Source organism: Pseudomonas flexibilis (assembly GCF_000802425.1).
In the GTDB taxonomy this organism is placed as follows: Bacteria; Pseudomonadota; Gammaproteobacteria; order Pseudomonadales; family Pseudomonadaceae; genus Serpens; species Serpens flexibilis.
In genome coordinates this window covers 81,246-107,299 of sequence record NZ_JRUD01000020.1, presented here as the reverse complement: position 1 = coordinate 107,299, position 26,054 = coordinate 81,246, and the positions used below count along the sequence as shown (strand labels likewise).

Genomic DNA, 26,054 nt, shown 5'->3' with positions numbered 1-26,054 from the left:
TTAACCGAAGAACTTCTGGCCCTTGGCGGCCATTTCACGAAGCTTGGCGGTCGGGGTGTACAGCGCGCCCAGGTCGGCGTACTTGTCGGCCAGGGCCACGAACTCGGCCACACCGATGGAATCGATGTAGCGCAGCGCACCCCCGCGGAAGGGCGGGAAGCCGATGCCGTAGATCAAGCCCATGTCAGCTTCGGCGGCGGTTTCGACGATGCCGTCTTCCAGGCAACGGACGGTTTCCAGGCACAGCGGGATCATCATGAAGTTGATGATGTCCTCGTCGGTGACTTCGCGCTGCTCGTAGACGATCGGGGCCAGCACTTCCTGGACGGAGGCATCGACCACCTTCTTCGGCTTGCCGCGCTTGTCGGTCTCGTAGGCGTAGAAGCCCTTGCCGTTCTTCTGGCCCAGGCGGTTGGCCTCGTACAGCGCGTCGACGGCGGTCTTGCGCTCTTCCTTCATGCGATCCGGGAAGCCCTCGGCCATCACGTCACGGGCATGGTGGGCGGTGTCGATGCCGACCACGTCCATCAGGTAGGCCGGGCCCATGGGCCAGCCGAACTTCTCCATGATCTTGTCGATGCGCACGAAGTCCACACCGGCGCTGACCAGCTTGGCGAAGCCGCCGAAGTAGGGGAACAGCACGCGGTTGACCAGGAAGCCGGGGCAGTCGTTGACCACGATCGGGTTCTTGCCCATCTTCTTGGCATAGGCCACGGTGGTGGCGATGGCGGTCTCGCTGGACTTCTCGCCACGGATCACTTCCACCAGCGGCATCATGTGCACCGGGTTGAAGAAGTGCATGCCGACGAAGTTTTCCGGGCGCTTGAGCGCCTTGGCCAGCAGGTTGATGGAGATGGTCGAGGTGTTGGAGGCCAGCACGGCATCTTCCTTCACCTGGTCTTCCACTTCGGCCAGCACGATCTGCTTGACCTTCGGGTTCTCGACCACGGCTTCGACCACGATGTCGACGTTCTTGAAGTCGCCGTAGGACATGGTCGGACGGATGGCGTTCAGCGCCTCGGCCATCTTGGCAGCGGTCAGGCGACCCTTCTCGACGCGGTTGCCGAGAAGCTTGGAGGCCTCGTTCAGACCCATCTGGATACCCTCTTCGCGGATATCCTTCATCAGGATCGGGGTGCCCTTGACGGCCGACTGGTAGGCGATGCCGCCCCCCATGATGCCGGCGCCGAGCACGGCGGCCAGCTGTACGTCGCGGGCCTGCTTGTCGTAGCCCTTGGCTTTCTTCTTCAGTTCCTGGTCGTTGAGGAACAGACCGATCAGGCTTTCGGCGACCGAGGTCTTGGCCAGCTTGGCAAAACCGGCAGCTTCGACTTCCAGCGCCTTGTCGCGGCCCATGTTGGCCGCCTTCTGGATGGTCTTGATGGCTTCCACCGGAGCCGGATAGTTCGGGCCCGCCTTGCCGGCCACGAAGCCCTTGGCGGTCTCGAAGCTCATCATCTGCTCGATGGCGTTGAGCTTGAGCTTTTCCAGCTTGGGCTGGCGCTTGGCCTTGTAGTCCAGCTCGCCAGCGATGGCGCGCTTGACCAGATCCAGGGCGGCATCACGCAGCTTGTCGTCGGCAACCACGGCATCGACGGCGCGCACCTTGAGGGCGGCATCGGCCTTGTTCTCGGCGCCGCCGGCAATCCACTCGATGGCGTTGTCGGTACCGATCAGACGCGGCAGACGCACGGTGCCGCCGAAGCCCGGGTAGATGCCCAGCTTCACTTCCGGCAGACCGATCTTGGCGCTTTCGGCCATTACGCGGTAATCCGCGGCCAGGCACATTTCCAGGCCGCCGCCCAGGGCGATGCCATTGATGGCAACCACGGTGGGAACAGCCAGGTCTTCGAAATCGTTGAAGATCTTGTTGGCTTCGAGGTTGCCGGCGACCAGTTCAGCCTCGGGCAGCTTGAAGTTGTCGACGAACTCGGTGATGTCGGCGCCGACGATGAACACGTCCTTGCCGCTGGTCACGATCACGCCCTTGACGGAGGCGTCGGCCTTGATGCTATCGACGGCCTGACGGAGCTCGTTCAGGGTGAGGCGGTTGAACTTGTTGACGGACTCACCCTTGAGGTCGAAATTCAATTCGACGATGCCGCCCTCAAGAGCCTTAACCGTGATGGCTTTACCTTCGTAAATCATCAACTGATCTCCAGGTATGGAAGCTGAACTGTTATACATCGATCGCCGGATACCACAGGTCAGTGCCTGTCGCGGCGTGTTTACCGGCACACCCGTCGATGCATGGAGTCGTGCGTAATAGAGCAGTGCAAGGCAAACGCTCAATTCATACGATCGTTTGATTCGGGTGTGCCAACCTTCCTGCAAAAGGCCCGGCTTGTCAATTGGCGCTCTGCGCATTCCCGCATACCGCACCGGCCAATCGCATTCTGCTAGCATTCAGCCCGCTTTGTGGTGAACGTTAGCAACCCGTTCGAGAAATCATCATGAAACCCCGGCCGGAGCCATACTTGCCGCAATGGTGAATGACCCGGCATTCCAGGAGGAAATGATCATGCAGTACCAGCACATACTGGTCGCCATCGACTTGGCAGAGGAATGCCATCCGGTGGTGGAACGCGCCGCCACCCTGGCACGCAGCCACAATGCCCGGCTGTCGATCGTGCACATCGTCGAGCCCATGGCCATGGCCTTCGGCGGAGACGTACCAATGGACCTGTCGATGCTGCAGCAGCAGCAGTTCGACCAGGCGCGCGAACGCCTGGATACCTTCACCGGACGCTACGGCGACATGCTGCCGGCGGACCAGCGCCACCTCGCGTACGGCCAGCCGCGCCAGGAAATTCACCGCCTGGCCATCGAGCAGGGCTGCGACCTGATCGTGGTCGGCAGCCACGGCCGCCACGGCCTGGCCCTGCTGCTCGGCTCCACCGCCAACGACCTGCTGCACGGCGCGCCGTGCGATGTGCTGGCGGTGCGCCTGAAGAAAGAGGAATAGGGGAAGGCCTTGTGTGGGGGCGGCTTTAGCCACGATGCCTGGGTGCAGTCGCACCCAAAAGCTCGCGACTGAAGTCGCTCCTACAGGTCCGCGCTTTACTCCCCGCCCTCCCCGGCACTCATCACCAGCGGCCGGATCTTGTGCAGCTGGGTTTCCAGCGACACCGTCATGCTGTTGGCCATGGAGAAGAAGGTCAGGAATGCCTTGAGGTTGGAGTCGCCCTCACAAGTGGCGTGAATCCGTTGCCAGAAGGCCTGATTGACCAGTTGCAGCTGCTGGAACGCCTTCACCAGGCCGCGCAGCTCCCAGTCGGGGCGGCGACCTTCACGGCTGTTGAAGTACTGGCGCGCCAGGTACAGGGCCACGGCGCGCAGGATGAATTCGCGGTTGCTGGCGAACGGCAGGTGCTGCTGGGCCATGGGTCGCAGGCGCGCCAGCACCGGGCAGGCGCTGGTCGCCATGATCACGCCAAGCAGCGAGCGCAGACCTTCTTCCAGCCCCACCTGCTTGCTGTATTCGCGCTCCGGGGTGCGCACCCAAACGAAGGCCCGGGTCACGGCCGGCAATCCCTGGAAATCCTCAATGACTCGGTGCAGATCGACCGCCGCCGGACAATGCACGTGCTCGGCCTTGCTCAGCGGACAGTTGCCGCATTGCTGGTAGTCCAGCCGCGTCCAGGCGGGCAATTTGTCCGCCGCGGGTCGCGGGTCGCGATCGAGTTCGATCTGGTAGCTGAACGTGTGTTCGTCGTCGAGGGTTATCCGGTACTCGATCGCCATTCAAGGCTCCTGGTCAGTCGTCCAATTCGGCCCACCTCTCGAGCAGGACATCCAGCTCGTGCTGCAGGCTTTCCAGGCGAGCCAGGGCCGCACGGGTTTCCTCGGCCGGTCGCTGATAGAAGGACGGCGAAGCGGTTTCCCGCTGCAGGGCCGCCTGCTCCTCTTCCAGCGCTTCGATCTGTCCGGGCAGCGCCTCCAGCTCGCGCTGCTCTTTGTAACTGAGCTTGCGTCGCGGTGCCGCGACCGGTGCCGCAACTGGCGCAGGCGCCGGCTCTTCAGCCTTCGGCGCCTTGCCCTTTTCCTCGACGCCGAGCAGGCGCGGCGAGCCGCCCTGGCGCAACCAGTCCTGGTAGCCGCCGACGTACTCGCGCACCCGGCCGTCACCCTCGAACACCAGGGTGCTGGTCACCACGTTGTCGAGGAACGCCCGGTCGTGGCTGACCATCAGCACGGTGCCCTGGAAGCCGAGCAGCACTTCCTCGAGCAGTTCCAGGGTTTCCACGTCCAGGTCGTTGGTGGGTTCGTCGAGCACCAGCAGGTTGGCGGGCTTGCTGAACAACTTCGCCAGCAGCAAGCGGGCACGCTCGCCGCCGGACAGCGCCTTGACCGGCGTGCGCGCGCGCTGCGGGCTGAACAGGAAGTCGCCCAGGTAGCTCAGCACATGGCGGCTCTGCCCATCGATGGTGATGAAGTCGCGGCCCTCGGCCAGGTTGTCGATGACAGTCTTTTCCGGATCCAGCTGCAGGCGCAGCTGATCGAAGTAGGCGACTTCCAGCTTGGTGCCGGTCTCGATGGTGCCGGACTGCGGCTGCAGCTCGCCGAGCAGTAGCTTGAGCAGCGTGGTCTTGCCCGTGCCGTTGGCGCCAAGCAGGCCGATGCGGTCGCCGCGCTGCAGCACCAGGGAGAAATCCTTGACCAGCGGATTGCCGCCAGGATGGGCGAAGCTGACATGCTCGGCGACGATCACCTGCTTGCCGGACTTCTCCGCCGTCTCCAGCTGCAGGCTGGCCTTGCCCTGGCGCTCGCGGCGCTCGGCACGCTCGGCACGCATGGCCTTCAGCGCGCGCACGCGGCCCTCGTTGCGGGTGCGCCGGGCCTTGATGCCCTGGCGGATCCACACCTCCTCCTGGGCCAGGCGCTTGTCGAACAGCGCGTTGGCGCTTTCCTCGGCGGCCAGCTGTTGCTCCTTGTGCACCAGGAAGCTGGCATAGTCGCCGTTCCAGTCGATCAGGTGGCCACGATCCAGTTCGAGGATGCGCGTCGCCAGGCTTTGCAGGAAGGCCCGGTCGTGGGTGATGAACAGGACAGCGCCATTGAAGCCCAGCAACGCTTCTTCCAGCCAGGCAATGGCACCGATGTCCAGGTGGTTGGTCGGCTCGTCGAGCAGCAGCAGATCCGGCTCGGCCACCAGCGCCTGGGCCAGCAGCACGCGGCGGCGCCAGCCACCGGAGAGCTCGGCCAGGGTCTTGTCGGCCGGCAGATTGAGACGGCTCAGGGTACTGTCCACCAGTTGCTGCAGACGCCAGCCATCCTTGGCCTCCAATTCCTGCTGCACGTGCATCAGTTCGGTCAGATCGGCATCGCCCTGGATGTGCTGGCTCAGGTGGTGATAGCGCGCCAGCAGCTCGCCGACGCCGGCCAGGCCCTCCGCCACCACGTCGAACACGCTGCGTTCGTCGGCGCGCGGCAATTCCTGGGGCAGCTCGCCGATCTTCAGCCCCGGCGCCCGCCAGATTTCACCGTCATCCGGCGCCTGGGCACCCTTGGCCAGCTGCAGAAGGCTGGATTTCCCCGTACCGTTGCGGCCGATGACGCATACCCGCTCCCCTTTGGCGATCTGCCAGGACACACCGTCCAGCAGCGGCATGGCGCCGTAGGCGAGGGAAACATCGGTGAATTTGAGCAGGGTCATGGGCGCCTCCGAAAACTGGGCCGGCATTCTAACAGGAGCCCGCCCGGCGGACTCATCCATGCAGGCATGCCAGAAGAGCTCGCGAATGAATTGGCTCCCACGGGCTGCCCTGGGGAATGTGAGACACACAGCCTGTCGGAAGCACTTCCCCTGCCGACCGGCGTCAATCATCCATACTCCAGTTCGGATAAGCTCCGCCTTCGCGATTCTGGAAGTACCATGCGCCGATCTTTTCTCCTGATTGCCAGCCTTGCAGCCACCCTGTTGGCCCTGACCAGCCAGGCTGCCAGCCTCGACCAGCAGCGCCGCTGGTACGACGAGGCTTACGCGGCCCTGAAGAAAGGCGACGAAGGCCCGTATCGCCGGCATGCGGCCGCGCTGCGCAGCTATCCCCTGGAACCCTACCTCGCCTACGAGGCAATCAACCGCCGCCTGGGCAGCGCCAGCAACCGCGAGCTGGACAAATTCTTCACCGAACATGGCGACCTGCCCCAGGCATCCCGCCTGAAGCTGCGCTGGCTGCGCCTTCTGGCCCAGCGGCGCGACTGGCAGCCGTTCCTCGACCATTACGACCCGCGCCTGGAGCTCACCGAACTGGATTGCCTGTACGGTCGCTACCTGCTGGAAAGCGGCCAGCGGGAAACCGGCCAGGCCCAGGCGGAACGCCTGTGGCTGGTAGGCACATCCCAGCCGGACGAGTGCGATGGCCTGTTCCGGCTGTGGAGCAATCAGGGCGGGCTAACCGAAGATCTTCGCTGGCAGCGCCTGCGCCTCGCCACCCTGGCCGGCAACCTCGGCCTGGCGACCCATCTGGCCAGCAATCTCACCACACTGCGTGCCGACGGCCAGCTGCTGCTCGAGGTGGCCCGCACACCGGAGCGCCTGAGCCAGAGCCAGCGCTTCCTGCGCGACGATGCGCGCATGGCGGAGATCGTCGGCCTCGGTCTGCGCCGCCTGGCGCGTCGCGACCCCGAGCGCGCTCTGGAACTGCTCGACCAGTACGCGCCTCACCTCACCTTCCCCACCGAGGAGAAGCTGGCCATCGCCCGCGATCTGGGGCTACGCCTGGCGAAACGCTTCGATAGCCGCGCCCTGCGCCTGATGGCCGACTACGATCCGGAGCTGCGCGATGCAACGCTCGCCGAATGGCGCGTGCGCCTGCTGCTGCGCCTGGAACGCTGGGAAGAAGCCCACCAGCTCACCAACCGCCTCGACGGCGAACTGGCGCAAAGCAACCGCTGGCGCTACTGGCGCGCGCGCAGCCTGCAGCTGTCCCAGGGCGACACGCCCGAAGCGCTGCAACTGTACCGGCCGGTGGCGACCGAACGGGATTTCTACGGTTTCCTGGCCGCCGACCGCATCGGCCAGCCCCCCCGCATCGGGCACCGGCCCCTGCAGATCGATCCACAGGTCCTGCAGCAGGTGCGCAACAGCGCCGGCATTCGACGCGCCCTGGAACTCTACCAGCGCGGCCAGATCGTCGACGCGCGCCGCGAGTGGTACCACGTCAGCCGCCTGTTCAGCCGCGACGAGCTGATCGCCCAGGCCAAACTGGCCCATGACATGGACTGGCACTTCCCGGCCATCCGCACCATCAGCCTGGCGCAACACTGGGACGACCTGGACATCCGCTTTCCGATGGCCCACCGCAACACCCTGGTGCGCACGGCCCAGCAGCGAGGCCTGGAGTCCAGCTGGGTCTATGCAATCACGCGTCAGGAAAGCGGGTTCATGGATGATGCCCGCTCCCATGCCGGCGCCACCGGCCTGATGCAAGTGATGCCGGCCACCGCCCGGGAAACGGCGCGGCGCTTCGGCATCCGCCTCCAGTCCCCCCGGCAGATCCTCGATCCCGACCTCAACATCCAGCTGGGTACCGCCTACCTCAGTCAGGTGCACCGCCAGTTCGGCCACAACCGCATTCTCGCCACCGCGGCCTACAACGCCGGGCCGCAGCGGGTGCGCCAGTGGCTGAACGAGTCCCGGGAGCTGGAATTCGACGTCTGGGTGGAAAGCCTGCCCTTCGACGAAACCCGCCAATACGTGCAGAACGTGCTGACCTACGCGGTGATCTATGGGGACAAGCTAGGCACGCCGCAGCCTTTGGTGGAAGGACACGAGCGGGTGGTGAAGCCATAGGCAGGACAGGTCTGCACCCACCGGATCAGCTCTCCGTGGGAGCGGACTTGTCCGCTAGCTTTATATGCGCAGTGGCGCTCCAATGGTGGACAAGAACAACGTTGTCCACCCTACGCGTAGGGTGGATCGCGCTCCATCGATCCACCAACGCGCCGCAAGGCGCGCCGCGGTTTCAACCGCGCAACAGCCGCGAAATCTGCTCCATCGAAAACCCCCGGTAGGCCAGGAACCGTCCCTGGCGGGCGCGTTCCTTCTGATCCTGCGGGCGCACGCCAAAGCGCCGCTGCCAGAGCTCGTTCAACTGCTCGGCCCAGTCCACCCCGCATTCGCCGAGCGCTAGCTCAATCGCCTCGCGCGGCAAACCGCGCTGGGCCAGTTCCTCGCGAATGCGCAAGGGGCCGTAACCGGCGCGGGCGCGGCTCGCGATGAAGCTGTCCAGGTAACGGGATTCGTCGAGCAGCCCTTCTTCGGCCAGGCGGTCGAGGGCGCTGTCAATCAATTCAGGCGGGGCGCCGCGCCGGCGCAGCTTGCGCGCCAGCTCGACGCGACCGTGCTCGCGTTGCGCGAGCAGGTCCATGGCGGCCCGTCGCACGGCGACGGGCGTATCCAGCACGACAGGCATGGCTCAACCGATCAGAGATCGTCCAGCTCGGCCACGTCTTCCTCGCTGTCGGCGCTGGCCTTCAGGTTGCCGGGGCTGACCAGCAGCTTCTCGCGGATAGCCTTGTCCAGGGTGCTGCGCACCTCCTGGTTGTCGTCCAGGTACTTGGCGGCGTTGGCCTTGCCCTGACCGATCTTGCTGCCCTGGTAGCTGTACCAGGCGCCGGACTTCTCCAGCAGGCCCAGTTGCACGCCCAGGTCGATGATCTCGCCGTTGCGGTAGATGCCCTTGCCGTAGAGGATCTGGAACTCGGCCTGGCGGAACGGCGGTGCCACCTTGTTCTTTACTACCTTGACGCGGGTTTCACTGCCGACCACCTCGTCGCCTTCCTTCACCGCGCCGATGCGGCGGATGTCCAGGCGCACCGAGGCGTAGAACTTCAGGGCGTTACCGCCGGTGGTGGTTTCCGGGTTGCCGAACATCACGCCGATCTTCATGCGGATCTGGTTGATGAAGATCACCAGGCAGTTGGCATTCTTGATGTTGCCGGTGATCTTGCGCAGCGCCTGGGACATCAGGCGGGCCTGCAGGCCGACGTGGGAGTCACCCATCTCGCCTTCGATTTCCGCCTTGGGCACCAGCGCGGCCACGGAGTCGACGATGATCACGTCCACGGCGTTGGAGCGCACCAGCATGTCGGTGATTTCCAGGGCCTGTTCGCCGGTGTCCGGCTGGGAGACCAGCAGGTCGTCGACGTTGACGCCCAGCTTGGCGGCGTAGTCGGGGTCCAGCGCGTGCTCGGCGTCGACGAAGGCGCAGGTGGCGCCCTGCTTCTGGGCTTCGGCGATCACCGACAGGGTCAGGGTGGTCTTGCCGGAGGACTCCGGACCGTAGATCTCGACGATACGGCCCTTGGGCAGGCCACCGATGCCCAGGGCGATATCCAGGCCCAGGGAACCGGTGGAAATGGCCGGAATGGCCTGGCGGTCATGGTCGCCCATGCGCATCACCGCGCCCTTGCCAAACTGCTTTTCGATCTGGCCCAGGGCCGCCGCCAGGGCGCGCTTCTTGTTATCGTCCATTGAGAAGTCCTCGCTAAATTCGACAGGGCCCGACGGCCACCAAACAACTGTATAAGTAGCCAGTATTAGAGCATAGGCTTCCGCACTCGCCTACCCCTCGAACGGATTTTCTCCGACGGCCAGCCGGATCAGACCATTCAAGGCCGCCTCAACCGACTGACGGCGCACTTCGGCACGATCGCCGGCGAACTGGAAGCGATGCGCATGCACCTGCGGGCCATCCGCCCAGGCCAGCCAGACGGTGCCGACCGGCTTGTCCGGCGTGCCGCCGTCCGGTCCGGCGATGCCGCTGACCGCCACCGCGAAGCGCGCCCCGCTGTGCTGCTGCGCACCCCGCGCCATGGCCTCGACCACTTCGCGGCTGACCGCGCCGACGGTGGCAAACAGCTCCGCCGGCACGCCCAACTGGGCAATCTTCTGGGTGTTGGAATAGGTGACGTAACCCGACTCGAACCAGGCAGAGCTGCCGGGAATGCGGGTAATGGCCTCGGCGATACCCCCGCCCGTGCAGGATTCGGCGGTGGTGGCCTGGGCCTGCTGCGCCAGCAAAGCGGCGCCCAGGCGCTGGGCCAGCGGGGTGAGTATGTCCATCGGATGTCCTCCATGTCCGGAAGGGCGAAACCCTACACCAGGAGTGTGACAAGTGGGGCCGGATTTATCCCGGCCGAAAGTGGCGCGGTCGCAACCCGGGCGCGGAATTCAGCACCGCAGACTGACATAAAACCGGCACCTGCCGGAGCTTGGATCGGCGGACAAGAACTACGTTGTCCGCCCTACATTGGTGTAGCCACAAACCCCAACGGCGGGCGCGCCCGGGTGCGGGAACAGGTGCCGGATGGTAACCTTCCGCGTTTCGCACCACCCCAGCCAGCGCCCGGATTCTTATGCCCAAGGACACACTCGACCTCTCGTCCCACACGCCCATGATGCAGCAGTACTGGAAGCTCAAGAGCCAGTACCCGGAGCAGCTGATGTTCTATCGCATGGGCGATTTCTACGAGCTGTTCTACGAGGACGCGAAGAAGGCCGCCAAGCTGCTGGACATCACGCTGACCGCGCGCGGCCAGTCCGCCGGACAGGCGATTCCCATGGCCGGGATTCCCTTTCACTCTGCCGAGGGCTACCTGGCCAAGCTGGTCAAGCTCGGCGAGTCGGTGGTGATCTGCGAGCAGATCGGCGATCCGGCGACCAGCAAGGGCCCGGTGGAACGCCAGGTAGTGCGCATCCTCACCCCCGGCACGGTGAGCGACGAAGCACTGCTCGACGAGCGCCGCGACAATCTGCTGGCCGCGCTGCTCGGCGACGAGCGCCTGTTCGGCCTGGCCGTGCTGGATATCACCAGCGGCCGCTTCACCGTGCAGGAGATCAAAGGCTGGGAAGCGCTGCTCGCCGAGCTGGAACGCCTCGACCCGGCCGAGCTGCTGATTCCCGACGACTGGCCCCAGGGCCTGCCCGCCGAGAAGCGACGCGGCAGCCGCCGTCGCGCGCCCTGGGATTTCGAGCGCGACTCCGCCTTCAAGAGCCTCTGCCAGCAATTCGGCACCCAGGACCTCAAGGGCTTTGGCTGCGAAGGCCTGACCCTGGCCATCGGCGCCGCCGGTTGCCTGCTCGCCTATGCCAAGGAAACCCAGCGCACCGCCCTGCCGCACCTGCGCAGCCTGCGCCACGAGCGCCTGGCCGACACCGTGGTGCTGGACGGCGCCAGTCGGCGCAACCTGGAAATCGACACCAACCTCGCTGGCGGTCGCGACAACACTCTGCAATCGGTGCTGGACCGCAGCCAGACCGCCATGGGCAGCCGCCTGCTCGGCCGCTGGCTGAACCGCCCGCTGCGCGACCGTGCCGTGCTGGAAGCCCGCCAAGACGCGATCGCCTGCCTGCTGGACGGCTACCGCTTCGAAAGCCTGCAACCGCGCCTCAAGGACATCGGCGACGTCGAGCGCATCCTCGCCCGCATCGGCCTGCGCAACGCCCGCCCCCGCGACCTGGCGCGCCTGCGCGATGCGCTGGCCGCGCTGCCCGACCTGCAACAGGCCATGGGCGATCTGGAAGCGCCCCATCTGCAGAGTCTGGCCACCAACGTGCGCACCTACCCCGAGCTGGCCGACCTGCTGCGCCGCGCCATCATCGACAACCCGCCGGCGGTGATCCGCGACGGCGGCGTGCTGGCGCGCGGCTACGACGCCGAGCTGGACGAACTGCTAGCACTGTCGGAAAACGCCGGCCAGTACCTGATGGACCTGGAAGCCCGCGAGAAGGCGCGCACCGGCCTGCCCAACCTCAAGGTCGGCTACAACCGCATCCACGGCTACTACATCGAACTGCCGCGCGTGCAGGCAGAACAGGCGCCGGCCGACTACCAGCGCCGCCAGACCCTCAAGGGCGCCGAGCGTTTCATCACTCCGGAGCTGAAAGCCTTCGAGGACAAGGCGCTGTCGGCCAAGAGCCGCGCGCTGGCCCGGGAAAAACTGCTCTACGACGAACTGCTGGAGCGGCTCATCGGCGAACTGGCGCCGCTGCAGGAAACCGCCGCCGCGCTGGCCGAGCTGGACGTGCTGAGCAACCTGGCCGAGCGCGCGCTGACCCTCGATCTCAACCGTCCGCGCTTCGTCGAGGAGCCCTGCCTGAAGATCGAGCAGGGCCGCCACCCGGTGGTCGAGCAGGTGCTGAGCACGCCCTTCGTGGCCAACGACCTGACCCTCGACGACGCCACGCGCATGCTGGTCATCACCGGCCCGAACATGGGCGGTAAGTCCACCTACATGCGCCAGACCGCGCTGATCGTGCTGCTCGCCCACGTCGGCAGCTTCGTGCCGGCCAAGGCCTGCGAATTGTCGCTGGTGGACCGCATCTTCACCCGCATCGGCTCCAGCGACGATCTGGCCGGCGGGCGCTCCACCTTCATGGTGGAAATGAGCGAGACCGCCAACATCCTGCACAACGCCACCGACCGCAGCCTGGTGCTGATGGACGAAGTGGGCCGCGGCACCAGCACCTTCGACGGCCTGTCGCTGGCCTGGGCGGCCGCCGAGCATTTGGCCAAGCTGCGCGCCTGGACGCTGTTCGCCACCCACTACTTCGAACTCACCGTGCTGCCGGAAAGCGAGCCGGTGGTGGCCAACGTGCACCTGAACGCCACCGAACACAACGAGCGCATCGTCTTCCTGCACCACGTACTGCCCGGCCCGGCCAGCCAGAGCTACGGCCTGGCCGTGGCGCAACTGGCCGGCGTGCCGTCACCAGTGATCCAGCGCGCCCGCGAGCACCTGGCGCGCCTGGAAGTCACCAGCCTGCCCCACGAGGCTCCGAAAGCGCCCCAGGGACAATCCGTCGCACCCGTGCAGAACGACCTGTTTGCCAGCCTGCCACACCCCGTGATCGACGAGCTGGCGCGGCTCCACCCGGATAATCTGACCCCGCGTCAGGCGCTCGAATTGTTATATGCGTGGAAGAGTCGGATATAACCGACCCGCGCGGGAGCTGTTAGAATCCGCGCGTTTTTGATATCGGAGCTTGCCCGGTTGCCTGAGCCGCGGCGGTCCCTGTTTCGAGCGGGAGCCTGGCAAAGACCAGACCCAGCCGTCGCCTGAGGAGAGAGATAGGCCATGACCTTCGTCGTCACCGACAACTGCATCAAGTGCAAATACACCGACTGCGTGGAAGTCTGCCCGGTGGACTGCTTCTACGAAGGCCCGAACTTCCTGGTCATTCACCCGGACGAGTGCATCGACTGCGCCCTGTGCGAACCCGAATGCCCGGCCCAGGCGATCTTCTCCGAAGACGAGGTGCCCGAGGACCAGCAGGAGTTCATCGAGCTCAACGCCGACCTGGCGGAAGTCTGGCCGAACATCACCGAGCGCAAGGAACCGCTGGCCGACGCCGAGGAATGGGATGGCGTGAAGGACAAGCTGCAGTACCTGGAGCGCTGATCGCTTCCCGGTAAAACGACAAGGCCCGCGAAAGCGGGCCTTGTCACTTGTGGATAGCCTGCGCGGGCCCTTCGAACCGTAGGGTGGATCGCGCTTCATCGATCCACCATGCGCGCCGCAAGGCGCGCCGTACCTGGCACGATGGTGGACAAGCAAAGCGTTGTCCACCCTACATATTTGCGGGAGCGGCTTCAGCCGCGACCGCGCTTTTGGCGCGCCAACCCGCCCGGTCGCGGCTAAAGCCCCACCTACGGGGAACGTGCATACCGTGGGTTTGCTACCATTGCCGCCCCATTCGAGATTACCCGCCATGGCCGAACACGACTTCCGCTACAACCTGCTCAACCCCGCCCATACCCTCACCGAATGCCGCGCCCTGGCGCCCGGCCGTTACCAGGTCACCGGCAACGGCGGCTCGATCCAGACGGGCGATACGCTGCTGGTCACCCTCAAGGGCAGCCGCGAACTGGCCATGCGCCTGAGCGTCGACAAGGTCCGCCATCTGATCAACCCGCCCGGCCAGTGGCTGGCGACCGCCAGCGGACCCGTGTTCCGCGAGCTGGCCATCCACAACTGGAAAGTGAACTGCGACACCTGCGGCGCCCAGCTGGATTTTGAATTCGCCGTCGACGCCAGCCTCGGCAAGGCCGCCCAACAGCCCGCCGCCGAAGCGCGCATCGCCGAACTAGGCTGGAGCAAGGCAGTCCAAGGCCATCTGTGCCCCGCCTGCCGGTAAGCCCAACGCACCCGTTGCGGAATACCCCGTAGGGCGGACAACGCTTTTCCTGTCCGCCGCTGGGGCCGCGCCGAAACCCGGGCCGGCGGACAAAAACAACGTTGTCCGCCCTACGCATTAAAATCCCCGGTAATCCGCAATCCAACGAGGCCCCCATGAGCAAGCTCGCCCCCTCTCTCGCCGCCGCCCTACTCCTCACCGGTTGTGCCGGCATGACGCCACCCCACCTGCCGCTGGACACCCCCTATAAGGTGGAATGGATCGGCGAACGCCCGCTGATCGACAGCAGCCACCTCACTGTGACCCTCGGCGCCGACGGCCGCGCCTACGGCCACGCCGGCTGCAACCGCTGGTTCGCCAGCTACCAGACCAATGGACAGAACCTGAGCTTCGACCACGCCGGCGCCACGCGCATGGCGTGCGCGCCGGCCCTGATGGAACAGGAAGATCGCTTCCTCCAGGCACTGGGCCAGGTGAAGCGCTGGGAGGTGGGGGAAAACGGCGAGCTGCGCCTGTGGTACGCGGAGGGCCAGGCGCTGCGGATGCTTGCCGAATAGCCAGGCCAACCGCAAGGCTCAAACTTCGCATGTGGGAGCGAATGCATTCGCGAGCTTTTGGGTGAGCACTGCCCAAAAGCTCGCGGACAAGTCCGCCCACACACAACGAACACGCGCCCTAATAGGCGTTCTTGTTGATGAAGCCCTTGAAAACCGTCAGGAAAATGATCTTCAGGTCCAGCCACAACGACCAGTTGTCGATGTACCACAAGTCGTACTCCACCCGCTTCTGCATCTTGTCCAGGGTGTCCGTCTCGCCTCGGTAGCCATTCACCTGCGCCCAGCCGGTAATGCCCGGCTTCACCTTGTGGCGCTGCATGTAGGACTCAACCATATCCTTGTAATACTCGTTGTGGGCCAACGCGTGCGGACGCGGGCCTACCAGCGACATGCGGCCTTGTAGCACATTGAAGAACTGTGGCAGTTCATCAAGGCTGGTGCGGCGCAGGAAGGCGCCTATCGGCGTGATCCGAGCATCGTTTTTCTTAGCCTGGGTGACGCCGTTACCGTTCTCCTGGTGCACCACCATCGAGCGGAACTTATAGACCTTGAATTTCTTGCCGTTGATACCGGTGCGGTACTGCTTGAACACTACCGGACCAGGCGACGTGGCCTTGACTGCGATAGCAATCCCCACGCATACCGGCAAAATCAACAAACTGATCAGCCCGCCAATAAGGATGTCCTCGGTACGCTTGATGAAGCGCGCCGGACCATCCATTGGAGTACAGCTGAGGTCCAGCGAGTACAAGCCCGCGATGTGAGAAACCTTATGGTTCAACAGCGGCAAGTCGCCCCAGTCCGGAAACATGCGCACCCCAACGGTGCTGTGGCGCAGGGCGTACATGATGTCCGGTAAGGCCTTGCCCTGCTCAATGCGTAGCGAGAGCCACACCTCATGAACTCGCTCATCCTGAACAGCCTCAACCAGCTTCTCTAGCCAGCCTGAGTCCTCTTGAAAGGGCAAGCGGCGGACCACCTTGAAACCCTGTAGCCGTAGCGCCGATTCCTGGTCCGACTTAAACGTACCGCCGCCAGAATCCACCAGCAGAACCGTTTTCAGGTTGCGCCCACCGGCACGCACCTGGCGCAGGAATACATACATCGCCAGGCGCATCACAAACGTCAGACCCATGCCCAGCGCCAACAGATAGGCGAACCAGACACGAGAGTAGTTGTTTGACGTTTTCATGAAGAAAGTCAGGGCCAACAAGATGCCGGCGGCGACCAGCCATCCTGTCAAAAAGCGTACAAGCTGAGAAAAGAAGGGTTTGCCTCGATGGGAGCCGTATACGCCGGTAAACATCAGGCAGGCGACCACTATGATGCCGGCAACGAGGGTCGCGGTGTTGTAGCGCCCCGGCATGTCGAATGAACCGAAGCGCAAGTAGTGAGCCAGAAGGCTCGCCAGTACGACCAAGCCGAGCTCCGTCAGCGCAACGATCAAAGGCACTGGATAGCGCTCAGCAAAGGTTGGCTGGTAGCTCGGGGTGGATCTCATGTCCATGAAAAACCTTAGGTGGGTAACGAAACGCTGGCTGCGGATGGTAAATCGTCGAGCCGGAAAAATCTCGCGCAAACGAAGGCAGTCATATCAGTTGATCAACCCACCGCAGGTGATCCTTCTGCCGCCGCCACTTCGCCTGGCCGTCGAATACCTAACAAAATGCCCACCGGCAGCCAGAACATGGTCCAGAAAATGTTGGGCTGTTTGAACAAGGAACTGATGTCCGAGACCATGCCGACCACTACAAACGCCATCATCGCTAGAGCAGCCTTGGCTAGAAACTGATCGCGACACTGCCAGCCTTTCCAAAGCACCGCTACAATGAGCGCAGACAACAGCGCAAACCCGACAACACCGTATTCATACCAGAATTGCAGGTAGAGGCTGTGTGCGTGATTGACGGAGCCATGGCTAAACCGGAACAAAAACCTGGATCCCGCACCTTCCCCCCATAACCAGAATTCAGGAAGGCGCCGAAGCCATTCCAACCAGATCTGATCCCGATAAGTGAGCCCTCTAGCTTGCTCATATTGTAGTTCCGCCCAGAAAACAACAGCCGCCACCAGCAGGGCAACTACACCAGTCACGAGCATAAAAGCCGACTTACGGTTGCGACACATCAGCAGAATGGCCAGCCCACCGGCACATGTCGCAAACCAAGCGCCGCGCGAAAAGCTCAGTAGCACATACAATAGCAGCCCACCCAACATAGCGAGCAATCCAAGCGCCTGCCAAAACCGCAAATTTCGCCCCACAAAAATAGCGAGACTTAAAACGGCAAAAATTCCGAAATACAACCCAGCCAGAACCGGATGCTTCAGATCCGCAAAGTCATTCCACCCCAACTTAAATAATCGCCCAGCGTTTCGCAGATACTTATAGGTGAAGGGCTTATCTAGAACAAAAAACTGATAAGCCAGCGTCAACCAGGCAAAAAACGCCGCAACCAATATTGCCGCCAGGATCATCCATAAAAAAGCCCGTGGATGACGGGCGAGGCTCGCAACGGCGAAAACGTAAAACACCAACAGCAGGCTAATTTTGAGCCAGTAGAAAGCTTTCCCCTGCGAACCCGGGTGCGCCATGCCGATTAGCACCACCCAGAGAGCGAGGGCGAGAAAAAGCCAACCCGCCGGCTGAGCCCATAGCTCCAGAGAAAAGCGCTGCTGAGCCAGCAGTATCAAAGCGGGCAGGAACAGTAGGAGATACATCTGGGTGACATGACGACTGCCGTCGTTATTGAATAGCTCCCCCGACATCTGGACAAAAATTCCGATGCCCAACAGCCATAGCCAAGGTTTGGGTAGTTCATGCATTGCGCCCAAAAGTCTCACCTTCCCCCCTCAAAGAGCTATAACTTCACTACAGCCCGTCACAAGCGGGCAAAAAAGCGGCTAAGTCGAAAAATTGCCGTAAGCCGGCCAAGCCCATAATCAGTTATAGAAATTCTCGAAACAATAATTTGTAGCCTCGACATATCCTTCCGCACTCCCACAGTCAAAGCGTCGACCCTTGAACTTATAGGCCAGCACGCAACCCCGCTGAGCCTGCTTCATCAGCGCGTCGGTGATTTGAATTTCACCCCCTTTGCCGGGCTCCGTCTGCGCGATCAGCTCAAAAATATCCGGTGTCAGGATATAGCGGCCAATAATGGCAAGATTCGACGGAGCGTCTTCGGGATTGGGCTTCTCGACCATGGTATTCACCCGGTAGATATCATCCCGAATCATCTCACCGGCGATGACCCCATATTTGGAGGTTTCCTCCCGCGGAACCTCCTGAATCGCCACGATGGAACAGCGGAACTGCTTGTAGAGGTTGACCATTTGAAGCAGCACCGGGTCGCCGCCCGGGTTGAGGCACAGGTCATCCGCCAAAACGACAGCAAAGGGCTCGTCACCAACCAGCGGCTGCCCGGTCAGGATGGCATGCCCCAAGCCCTTCATCTCCACCTGACGCGTATAGGCAAAGGTGCATTGATCGATCAGCTCGCGCGTCTCGTCCAAGAAGCGCTCCTTGTCGGTGCCCTTGATCTGATGCTCCAGCTCGTAGCTGATATCGAAGTGATCCTCCAAGGCCCGTTTGCCGCGACCGGTGACCATGGCGATCTGGGTCAGGCCAGCGTCCCGCGCCTCCTCGACGCCATATTGAATCAACGGCTTGTTGACCACCGGCAGCATTTCCTTGGGCATGGCCTTGGTAGCCGGAAGAAAGCGGGTGCCGTAACCGGCAGCGGGGAAAAGACATTTACGAATCACGAGACGTCCTTAGAAATGAAAAGGCAGGCCATGCACCTGCCCTGGCGAGAAATGCACTGAATGAATTGAACGGAATGCGAAATACTGCCGAGAGCATGCTCGGTCACAGCTCAGCCAAAACGGTATTCAACTCCGCTCGCCAATCCGCCGGCTCAATACCATATACCTGCCGCAGCAACGAGCAATCCAGAACCGACCAGGCCGGTCGCTTGGCCGGAGTCGGATACTGCTCGGTAGCGATGGCATGCACGACCGGCTGTCGAGAAATCAACCCAGCGGCGTGGGCCTGCTGAAAAATCGCCTGGGCAAACCCGTACCAGGAACAGGCTGGCGTACCGCTGTAGTGATAGATCCCCCAGCGCAAATCGCCTTCTTGCTGGTAGTGCTGCGCCAGTGTCCATAGGGCACGCGCGATGCTGGCGGCGGAGGTAGGGCACCCCTGCTGGTCCGCCACCACGGAAAGCTCGTCTCGCTCCTGGCCCAGGCGCAGCATGGTTTTCACGAAGTTGTTGCCATGCGCTCCAAACACCCAACTGGTGCGCAGGACGACATGGCGCCTGCAACTGGCCGCCAGCGCTTGCTCGCCCGCGAGCTTGCTGGCGCCGTACACACCGGTCGGGCCAGTGGGATCGCTTTCCCGATAGGGCTGGGCGGCATCTCCGGCAAACACATAGTCCGTGGAAATATGCAGAACGGGAATGCCCCGTTGCTCGGCGGCCCGCCCGAGGTTCGCAGGACCGTCCCGGTTTACGGCATAGGCACGTTCGGGTTCGGACTCGGCCTTATCGACCGCCGTATAGGCTGCCGCGTTGATGATCAACTGCGGCCGCAGACGTTCAACTTCCCGCGCTACTGCCGAGGCATCGGCGATATCCAGTTCAGCCGAACCCAGGCCGAGCACATCGAAGCCTTCCGGTGCCAAACGCAACAGTTCGTGGCCAACCTGGCCACGAGCGCCGGTTATCAATACCCGCATCGTTACCTCTCCAGCAGCTTGCGCAGGCTCGGGTTCCGCTGGTCCTTCGCGGACAACTGCGGCGTGTCGATCGGCCAAGGAATACCCACCTCCGGATCATTCCACAGCAGCCCGCCTTCATCCTCGGGGAAGTACAGATCGGTGCACTTGTAACAGAAGTCGGCCACGTCACTGAGCACACAGAAGCCGTGGGCATAGCCCGGCGGCACCCAGAGCTGGCGGTGGTTTTCGTCGTTCAGTTCGACGCCCACATACTGCCCGCAGGTTGGCGATGCCGGATCAATATCCACGGCTACGTCGTACACCGCCCCACGGGCCACGCTGACCAGCTTGCCCTGCGGACGAGACTTCTGGAAATGCAGCCCACGCAGAACCCCCCGCTGCGAGCGAGAATGGTTGTCCTGCACGAACGGCAGATCGATCCCCGCCTCGCGATAGCGCTCGACTTGGAACGTTTCCAGAAAGAACCCGCGATGATCCCCAAATACTTTGGGCTCAATGATCAGCACCCCGGGAAGCTTCGTTTCAATAACCTTCAAAACTGTACTCCTGCCCGCGACGAAGCCGGCGTCGTCACCCGTGAGGCCGGGTTTATCCCGGCCGAGGGAGCCGAATCCCCCTACAACCCGACCGCTCAGAGAGCGGGCGGCATCACCAACAACCGCTGCAAATACTGCCCATAGCCCGTCTTGCTAAGAGCTTCCGCCTGCCGGGCCAGTTGCTCCTTGCTCAACCAACCCTGGTGGTAGGCAATCTCCTCCAGGCATGCCACCTTCAACCCCTGCCGAGCCTCGATGGTCTGCACGAAGTGGCTGGCCTCCATCAGCGAATCATGGGTACCGGTATCCAGCCAGGCGAAGCCGCGACCCAGCAGGCTGACATGCAGATCACCACGCTGGAGGTACGCGTTGTTCACATCAGTGATCTCCAGCTCGCCACGGGCCGACGGCTTCACCTGCTTGGCGATTTCCACCACAGAGTTGTCGTAGAAATACAGCCCGGTGACCGCATAGTTCGATTTGGGCGCCTTGGGCTTCTCCTCGATGGAAACCGCCTTACCGCTGGCATCGAACTCAACGACCCCGAAGCGTTCGGGATCGGTCACGTGATAGCCGAACACGGTGGCGCCGCTCTTGCGGCTGGCAGCCTCGCGCAGCATGGCGCTGAAGCCGTAGCCGTAGAAGATGTTGTCACCGAGGATCAGGCAAACGCTGCTGTCGCCGATGAACTCCTCGCCGATCAGGAACGCCTGGGCCAGCCCGTCCGGCGAAGGCTGTTCGGCATAACTCAAGGAAATGCCGAAATCCGAACCATCGCCGAGCAACTTGCGGAAATTGGGCAGATCGTCGGGCGTGGAGATCACCAGGATCTCCCGGATGCCAGCCAGCATCAGCACCGACAGCGGGTAGTAGATCATCGGCTTGTCGTAGATCGGCAACAGCTGTTTGGATACGCCGCGCGTGATCGGGTGCAGACGGGTACCGGAGCCCCCGGCCAGAATGATGCCCTTCATGCCTTTTCTCCCAAACGATCCAGTTGGTAGCTGCCGTTCAGGACACGCTCCCACCACTGGCGATTATCCAGGTACCACTGCACCGTCTTGCGGATACCGCTTTCGAAGGTTTCCTGCGGTTTCCAGCCCAGTTCGCGCTCGATCTTCGAGGCATCGATGGCATAGCGACGATCATGCCCCGGCCGGTCCTTCACGAAGGTAATCAGCTCCTTATAGGAACGACCATCAGCAGCGGGCTTCAACTCGTCCAGCAGCGCACAAATGGTCTCGACGACCTCAAGGTTGCGCTTCTCGTTGTGCCCACCAATGTTGTACGTCTCGCCGATTTCGCCACGGGTCACCACCTCGACCAAGGCCCGGGCATGGTCTTCCACATACAACCAATCGCGAATCTGCGAACCATCGCCATACACCGGCAGTGGCTTGCCGGCCAAGGCGCTGAGGATCATGTGCGGAATCAGCTTCTCGGGGAAGTGATAAGGGCCGTAATTGTTCGAGCAATTGGTGACGATGGTCGGCAGGCCGTAGGTACGCTGCCAGGCACGCACCAGATGGTCGGAACTCGCCTTGGAGGCCGAATAAGGCGAGCTGGGCGCGTAAGGCGTGGTTTCCGTAAACAGGTCGTCCGTGCCCTCCAGATCGCCATATACCTCGTCGGTAGAGATATGGTGGAAACGGAAAGCCGCCTTGGCCGCCGGCTCCAGCCCGCTCCAATAGCGCCGGGCGGCCTCCAAGAGGGTATAAGTGCCGACGATATTGGTTTCAATAAAGTCGGCCGGCCCGTCGATGGAGCGGTCCACATGGGACTCGGCTGCCAAGTGCATGATTGCGGTCGGCTGGAACTCAGCAAATACCCTGTCTAGTGCCAGCGCGTCGCAGATATCCACCCGATAAAAGGAGTAACGTGGCGAATCGGCGATCGAATCAAGTGATTCCAGGTTACCCGCATAGGTCAATTTGTCGAGACTGGCTACTTCATGAGTGGTATTGCCGATCAGATGGCGTACCACGGCGGAGCCGATAAAACCAGCGCCACCAGTGACCAATATGCGCATCAGTGTTTCTCCGCGTAGGGGCTGTCCCAGTAACGTTTGTACATGCCCAGTTTCTTCTTTAAGGCCAGCGACATACTTTGTTCCTTCTGTCCCAGCTTGTAGCCAAGCAACTTCACAGCATTGCGCAAAATCGCCGATGGCCAGAGATGGAGACGCGACAGTCCAAGGAAGGCCAGCTCCGATTTCACATATCGCAGCCCCTCGCCACCCGCACCGCCGAAACGCTCCCGAATCCAGGGCTCACGAGCATGAAAGACGCCCATGTCGAAATAGCGGCAAAATTCCTCTCGAAAAGTGTAGTTATGGGAATGGCGGCAGCTCGCGTTCCCGGCATACGCAACTTTCCATCCCCCCAAGAGCATCTTTGCCGCTACGTACATATCCTCGGCAAAGATGACATGCTCCGGAAAACCACCAACCTCCAGAAGCGCAGCACCCCGATAGGCGGCGAAGGAGTTGGACATGAATGCCGTCTTGATTCCCAAGAGTGGTGCATCATCCAATGATTTCACTGACGAGGTCGCTGGGTAATTGAAAAGTCGCGCATGCTCGGCCAGTGGCGAAGCGTTCTTGTGGGGCAACTGGCGTCCGCAAACAGCAGCTACCTTCGGGTCTTCGAAGGCTGCCACCAGGTTTTCGATGGCGTCACATTCTTCCAGATAAGCATCTTGGGTCAGGAATACATAAACATCGTAACCTGGGTTACGATCAACCATCATCTGCCTTGTGCCGCCATGATTGAACTGGCTACTGGGAATTGTCAGGGCATTTTTGACACGTGAACATGCCAGTTCGTTTGTACCATCAGAAGAGCTTGAATCCACGATAAAGAGATCGAAGGACGCGCTCTGCTGGTTCAACGAATTCAACAACCGGTACAGATCGTCCCGGCCATTATATGTAGGTACTATGCAGGCAATCCGCATGGTTCGGTTAGCCAAGTCAGACATGAAACCTCACGTTTATTTCCACTCCTCGGGGCAGCTTTTCTTCCAATCCGCAAAAGCGCTTTCCAAGGTGTACTGATAGGGGTAACCGCTCTCGACCAGATAAGTGGGGAGAATATTGTTGGAGCGCACCAGCTTACGTATGCGGACCGGGCTGAACGGATGACTGATTCCCAGCGGCCTAGCAATGGTGTCAATAGCATATGCAGCAGTAAGCAATAACGGATAGGGAACGGCCGGAACCGTACGCTTCACACCGGCAACCATGCATACGGCGTTGACGTACTCCTCAATGGACGGGCCAGGATTCATCGACATGTTGAAAAGGCTGACGCGCTCACCTTTCACTTCCTGCTGCTGCAACACCCACCACATGGCATTGCACAGCTCTTTTACATACACACCCGCCTTGCGGGTGGCACGGTTCCCCATATAGAAGAAGTAACGGTGCAATACGGCCTTAATCAACCTCGACACGTTCCCGCCCTCACCGGGGCCAAATACCACACCGGGTCGCACGATCACCAGACGGCGGTTGACGTCGTCCTTAGCCTGCCAAATCTGATGGATTTTCTCTGCTGCCAGCTTTGAGCCTCCATACGCAGTAGCCGGCACAGGCAGGGAACTCTCATTCTTTACTTTCTCACTTGGACCGTAGGGAGAAATGGAGCTAGTAAATATCAGGTGGCTACAACCCACCTTTTCCGCCCAAGCACAGACATTTTCCGCCCCAAGCAGATTGGTCTCATAATATTCATAATCTTCATGACCTGGCTCCCGGTGCACCGCCGCAAAATTGGCAATTAACGCCACGGGTTCATCAACCTGAATATTAATGGCAGTCCGAACATCACCACAGACAAAGTAAATCCTGCTGTCTCCCTCGATTAGAGATCGACGAAAGCTACTCGGCTTCGAGTCCACAGACTCAACATCATACAGATACACCCGATCTACTATCTTTTTATCCAGTAAGAACCGAGCAAAAAAAACCCCAATAAACCCTGCGCCACCAAAAACAACCGCACAACTACTCATAAGCAGCCTCTCTATTTCAAAAACTTCAAGCGAGGCACACCAAACCTCGCTTTTAAATTCTCTCTCGAAAGAGTCGAGCCCACAAAGAAAACAAAGGCTAGAAATATCATTATCTCTGAATCATAACCCAAATATTGACTATTTAATAGAACTAGCAATGGAATCAACAAGGAACGAGAAAAAATACTAGCAGCCGACACCCGCCATAAGATAAAAATATAAAATAAAAGCGCGACCAACCCAAAATCCATTAGAACGTTCAAGAAAGTATTATGCGGATTATTTTCCGGAAAAATCCCCCCCGTATAACTTGCAAATGACAGGATTCCATTGCCCCACAAAAGATCAAAGCAATCGATCCCTTGGAGGACATGATTCCAAATTATGATTCGGGCTAAAAAGCCATCCCCCATGTGCCCACCAACCTCAGGATTAAACTCTGAAAAATCCAACCCACCAAACCGAGCAATCTTTTCAAAAAGGGCAAAAAACATCGGCGAAAACAGCACGGCAAGTAAAATCAATAAAAACCTTCGCCGCGCGACAAACCATAAATGGTAAGCAGTAATAACTGCGAAAAAAGCCACAAATGAAAGCTGAGCAGCGCGACTTGAAACATACAACAAGACAAAAGCACCCATACAAAGACAAAGTAGAAATGATACTAAGCCACGCCCGAGGAGGTAAAAGCAGCAAGTCGCGATAATCATGAATATCGCGACCTTAGAAGCCCATATATTCTTATTCAAATCACCAAATACAACTCCCTCAAAAACATAAGAATCCGAAGAGCTCTCTAATTGGAAAGGCAGCAGCCACAGCCCCCTTGACGACACAACGTAAAGCACTTGCAAAAAGGATAGGCATATGAAAATAAGCGAAGATACCCTGAAAATCCTGATAGCCTTACGAACGTCTAGATTGACAACATAAGAGGATACCGAAACAAAAAAAGCAAAATTCAATAGAAGTTTGACGAATGAAGCAACCTCAAAAACCCAACTTGCATGCAGCAAAGAAAAAGAAACACTGACAAATAAAAATAACGCAGCCGGATAAAAAACATCTTTAGCGAGCACACCACTCAAAACCAGCTGAAAAAATATAAAGACCAGAAAAAACAAAGGATAACTCTTATAATACGCATCCCCTATTGAAACTAACGCCAATACTAGCAGTAAACCTAAAACCCCGAGCCTCATGACTTTTTATACTCAAGGAAACCGCGAACGCGGGAAATAAAAGAACCTTTTCGCAATAGCGCTGTCTCCCCATCCATCTTGGCAAGCGCGAGCAAAGCAAGTAATGCATGATATGCAAGTGACATGAGGAAAAGCTTCATTATAAAAATATCGCCTGAGTACTTTGCGCAGAATGCTCCAAAGCCCAAACCATACGAGTAATTCTTCGCCTCGCCCATAACTTGGATACTCTGCGGGGGATGCCAAACCTCAAGATCACCACAGTAAAAACAGTTACCATGGTTCAGAATCATGCTATATACGTAATCCGTATCTTCGCAAGATCCAAAGTATTCACCAACACCTAACTTTTCATCAAAATCAAGCTCACTTCGTTTACAAAAAACTGTAATTGAACTGTAAAGCATAAAGAAATTGGAACGAGTCAATCTGCAATCATACTTCGGCCACTCCTTGATAATGTTCCGACCATCTTGACGATCTCGAATAGCGCCAAAAATAGCAAACGCACCTGTCCGTTTAAAACACTCTAAGACCTTACTCAACGTATCAGGGTAATAAGTACAATCATCGTCGGGAAAACAAACGTACTCTCCAGCAGCAGCCAAAAGCCCAATATTTCTATTATAAGAGAGGCCCTTTCTCGAAGATTTTATATGTTTAATTCTAAAAAAAGAGCTATACTTTGAAACAATCTCCGAAAGATCTATCTGATCGTTTTGATCAACAATTATAACTTCGAAATATCGCTCTGATATCTCCTGCCCCCTTAAAGATTCCAGAAATCGAGCCACTTCGGAACTGCGTCCGTAGGTTGCCATAACCAAGCTGAATAACATACTGGGCCACCTAACTCAG

23 protein-coding genes are annotated in these 26,054 nt (G+C 60.3%); 6 read left to right on the top strand and 17 right to left on the bottom strand.

The window, feature by feature from the left end; genetic code table 11:
- Positions 1-2,148 carry a fatty acid oxidation complex subunit alpha FadB gene (gene fadB / locus SF06_RS13535; protein WP_039562049.1) on the bottom strand — a complete coding sequence of 716 codons (2,148 nt, stop codon included), beginning with the start codon at positions 2,146-2,148 and terminating at the stop codon, positions 1-3.
- 373 nt (positions 2,149-2,521) lie between these two features.
- Between fadB and SF06_RS13530 the strand changes: the two genes are divergently transcribed.
- On the top strand, positions 2,522-2,965 hold the full coding sequence (locus SF06_RS13530) for a universal stress protein (protein WP_027589303.1): 444 nt from the start codon (positions 2,522-2,524) through the stop codon (positions 2,963-2,965).
- Between the two features lie 95 nt (positions 2,966-3,060).
- On the opposite strand, the gene SF06_RS13525 is transcribed toward SF06_RS13530, so the two are convergent.
- Positions 3,061-3,744, bottom strand: coding sequence for a DUF6901 family protein (locus tag SF06_RS13525; RefSeq protein ID WP_027589302.1), 684 nt, complete (start codon positions 3,742-3,744; stop codon positions 3,061-3,063).
- A 13-nt stretch (positions 3,745-3,757) separates the two neighbouring features.
- A complete protein-coding gene (locus SF06_RS13520; RefSeq protein WP_039562104.1) occupies positions 3,758-5,656 on the bottom strand; it encodes an ATP-binding cassette domain-containing protein in 1,899 nt (632 codons plus the stop codon).
- A 219-nt stretch (positions 5,657-5,875) separates the two neighbouring features.
- Here SF06_RS13520 and SF06_RS13515 point away from each other — a divergent pair, with 219 nt between their 5' ends.
- Positions 5,876-7,795, top strand: a complete 1,920-nt coding sequence (locus SF06_RS13515; protein WP_039562047.1) for a transglycosylase SLT domain-containing protein — start codon at positions 5,876-5,878, stop codon at positions 7,793-7,795.
- A gap of 172 nt (positions 7,796-7,967) precedes the next feature.
- Here SF06_RS13515 and recX read toward each other — a convergent pair whose 3' ends face one another.
- The 3 genes from recX to SF06_RS13500 all read right to left on the bottom strand — a co-directional run bounded on the left by recX (position 7,968) and on the right by SF06_RS13500 (position 10,069).
- The gene (recX, locus tag SF06_RS13510; protein WP_027589299.1) at positions 7,968-8,417 is read right to left on the bottom strand and encodes a recombination regulator RecX; all 450 of its coding nucleotides are present in this window, start codon (positions 8,415-8,417) and stop codon (positions 7,968-7,970) included.
- A gap of 11 nt (positions 8,418-8,428) precedes the next feature.
- Complete coding sequence (gene recA, locus SF06_RS13505; RefSeq protein WP_027589298.1) at positions 8,429-9,478, bottom strand: recombinase RecA; 1,050 nt, start codon at positions 9,476-9,478, stop codon at positions 8,429-8,431.
- Positions 9,479-9,568: 90 nt separating this feature from the next.
- On the bottom strand, positions 9,569-10,069 hold the full coding sequence (locus SF06_RS13500; RefSeq protein ID WP_039562045.1) for a CinA family protein: 501 nt from the start codon (positions 10,067-10,069) through the stop codon (positions 9,569-9,571).
- Positions 10,070-10,362: 293 nt separating this feature from the next.
- Here SF06_RS13500 and mutS point away from each other — a divergent pair, with 293 nt between their 5' ends.
- From mutS to SF06_RS13480, 4 genes are all read left to right on the top strand, one after another.
- Positions 10,363-12,942 (top strand): DNA mismatch repair protein MutS, encoded by a 2,580-nt coding sequence (gene mutS, locus SF06_RS13495; RefSeq protein WP_175610509.1) that lies wholly within the window; start codon positions 10,363-10,365, stop codon positions 12,940-12,942.
- A 141-nt stretch (positions 12,943-13,083) separates the two neighbouring features.
- Positions 13,084-13,407, top strand: coding sequence for a ferredoxin FdxA (fdxA, locus tag SF06_RS13490; protein ID WP_027589295.1), 324 nt, complete (start codon positions 13,084-13,086; stop codon positions 13,405-13,407).
- A gap of 310 nt (positions 13,408-13,717) precedes the next feature.
- On the top strand, positions 13,718-14,143 hold the full coding sequence (locus SF06_RS13485) for a hypothetical protein (RefSeq protein WP_039562042.1): 426 nt from the start codon (positions 13,718-13,720) through the stop codon (positions 14,141-14,143).
- Between the two features lie 155 nt (positions 14,144-14,298).
- Positions 14,299-14,700 (top strand): META domain-containing protein, encoded by a 402-nt coding sequence (locus SF06_RS13480; RefSeq protein WP_039562040.1) that lies wholly within the window; start codon positions 14,299-14,301, stop codon positions 14,698-14,700.
- A gap of 118 nt (positions 14,701-14,818) precedes the next feature.
- Here SF06_RS13480 and SF06_RS13475 read toward each other — a convergent pair whose 3' ends face one another.
- The 11 genes from SF06_RS13475 to SF06_RS18110 form a co-directional block, all read right to left on the bottom strand.
- Complete coding sequence (locus SF06_RS13475) at positions 14,819-16,207, bottom strand: undecaprenyl-phosphate glucose phosphotransferase (RefSeq protein WP_234702653.1); 1,389 nt, start codon at positions 16,205-16,207, stop codon at positions 14,819-14,821.
- A gap of 95 nt (positions 16,208-16,302) precedes the next feature.
- On the bottom strand, positions 16,303-17,523 hold the full coding sequence (locus SF06_RS13470) for an O-antigen ligase family protein (RefSeq protein ID WP_052199823.1): 1,221 nt from the start codon (positions 17,521-17,523) through the stop codon (positions 16,303-16,305).
- A gap of 117 nt (positions 17,524-17,640) precedes the next feature.
- Positions 17,641-18,465, bottom strand: a complete 825-nt coding sequence (galU, locus tag SF06_RS13465; protein ID WP_039562039.1) for a UTP--glucose-1-phosphate uridylyltransferase GalU — start codon at positions 18,463-18,465, stop codon at positions 17,641-17,643.
- 103 nt (positions 18,466-18,568) lie between these two features.
- Positions 18,569-19,441: a dTDP-4-dehydrorhamnose reductase gene (rfbD, locus tag SF06_RS13460; protein WP_039562037.1), complete on the bottom strand. Its 873-nt coding sequence runs from the start codon at positions 19,439-19,441 to the stop codon at positions 18,569-18,571.
- Positions 19,442-19,443: 2 nt separating this feature from the next.
- The gene (gene rfbC, locus SF06_RS13455; protein WP_039562035.1) at positions 19,444-19,980 is read right to left on the bottom strand and encodes a dTDP-4-dehydrorhamnose 3,5-epimerase; all 537 of its coding nucleotides are present in this window, start codon (positions 19,978-19,980) and stop codon (positions 19,444-19,446) included.
- A gap of 95 nt (positions 19,981-20,075) precedes the next feature.
- Complete coding sequence (gene rfbA, locus SF06_RS13450; RefSeq protein ID WP_039562034.1) at positions 20,076-20,954, bottom strand: glucose-1-phosphate thymidylyltransferase RfbA; 879 nt, start codon at positions 20,952-20,954, stop codon at positions 20,076-20,078.
- A complete protein-coding gene (gene rfbB / locus SF06_RS13445) occupies positions 20,951-22,009 on the bottom strand; it encodes a dTDP-glucose 4,6-dehydratase (RefSeq protein WP_039562032.1) in 1,059 nt (352 codons plus the stop codon). Before rfbB ends, rfbA begins: the two co-directional genes overlap by 4 nt.
- On the bottom strand, positions 22,009-22,959 hold the full coding sequence (locus SF06_RS13440; RefSeq protein WP_039562031.1) for a glycosyltransferase family 2 protein: 951 nt from the start codon (positions 22,957-22,959) through the stop codon (positions 22,009-22,011). The genes rfbB and SF06_RS13440 overlap by 1 nt, the downstream gene beginning before the upstream one ends.
- A gap of 12 nt (positions 22,960-22,971) precedes the next feature.
- On the bottom strand, positions 22,972-23,994 hold the full coding sequence (locus tag SF06_RS17850; protein ID WP_039562028.1) for an NAD-dependent epimerase/dehydratase family protein: 1,023 nt from the start codon (positions 23,992-23,994) through the stop codon (positions 22,972-22,974).
- Between the two features lie 11 nt (positions 23,995-24,005).
- On the bottom strand, positions 24,006-25,196 hold the full coding sequence (locus tag SF06_RS18115; RefSeq protein ID WP_081993444.1) for an O-antigen ligase family protein: 1,191 nt from the start codon (positions 25,194-25,196) through the stop codon (positions 24,006-24,008).
- Positions 25,193-26,035: a glycosyltransferase family 2 protein gene (locus SF06_RS18110; protein WP_076380896.1), complete on the bottom strand. Its 843-nt coding sequence runs from the start codon at positions 26,033-26,035 to the stop codon at positions 25,193-25,195. Before SF06_RS18110 ends, SF06_RS18115 begins: the two co-directional genes overlap by 4 nt.
- Between the last annotated feature and the right edge of the window lie 19 nt (positions 26,036-26,054).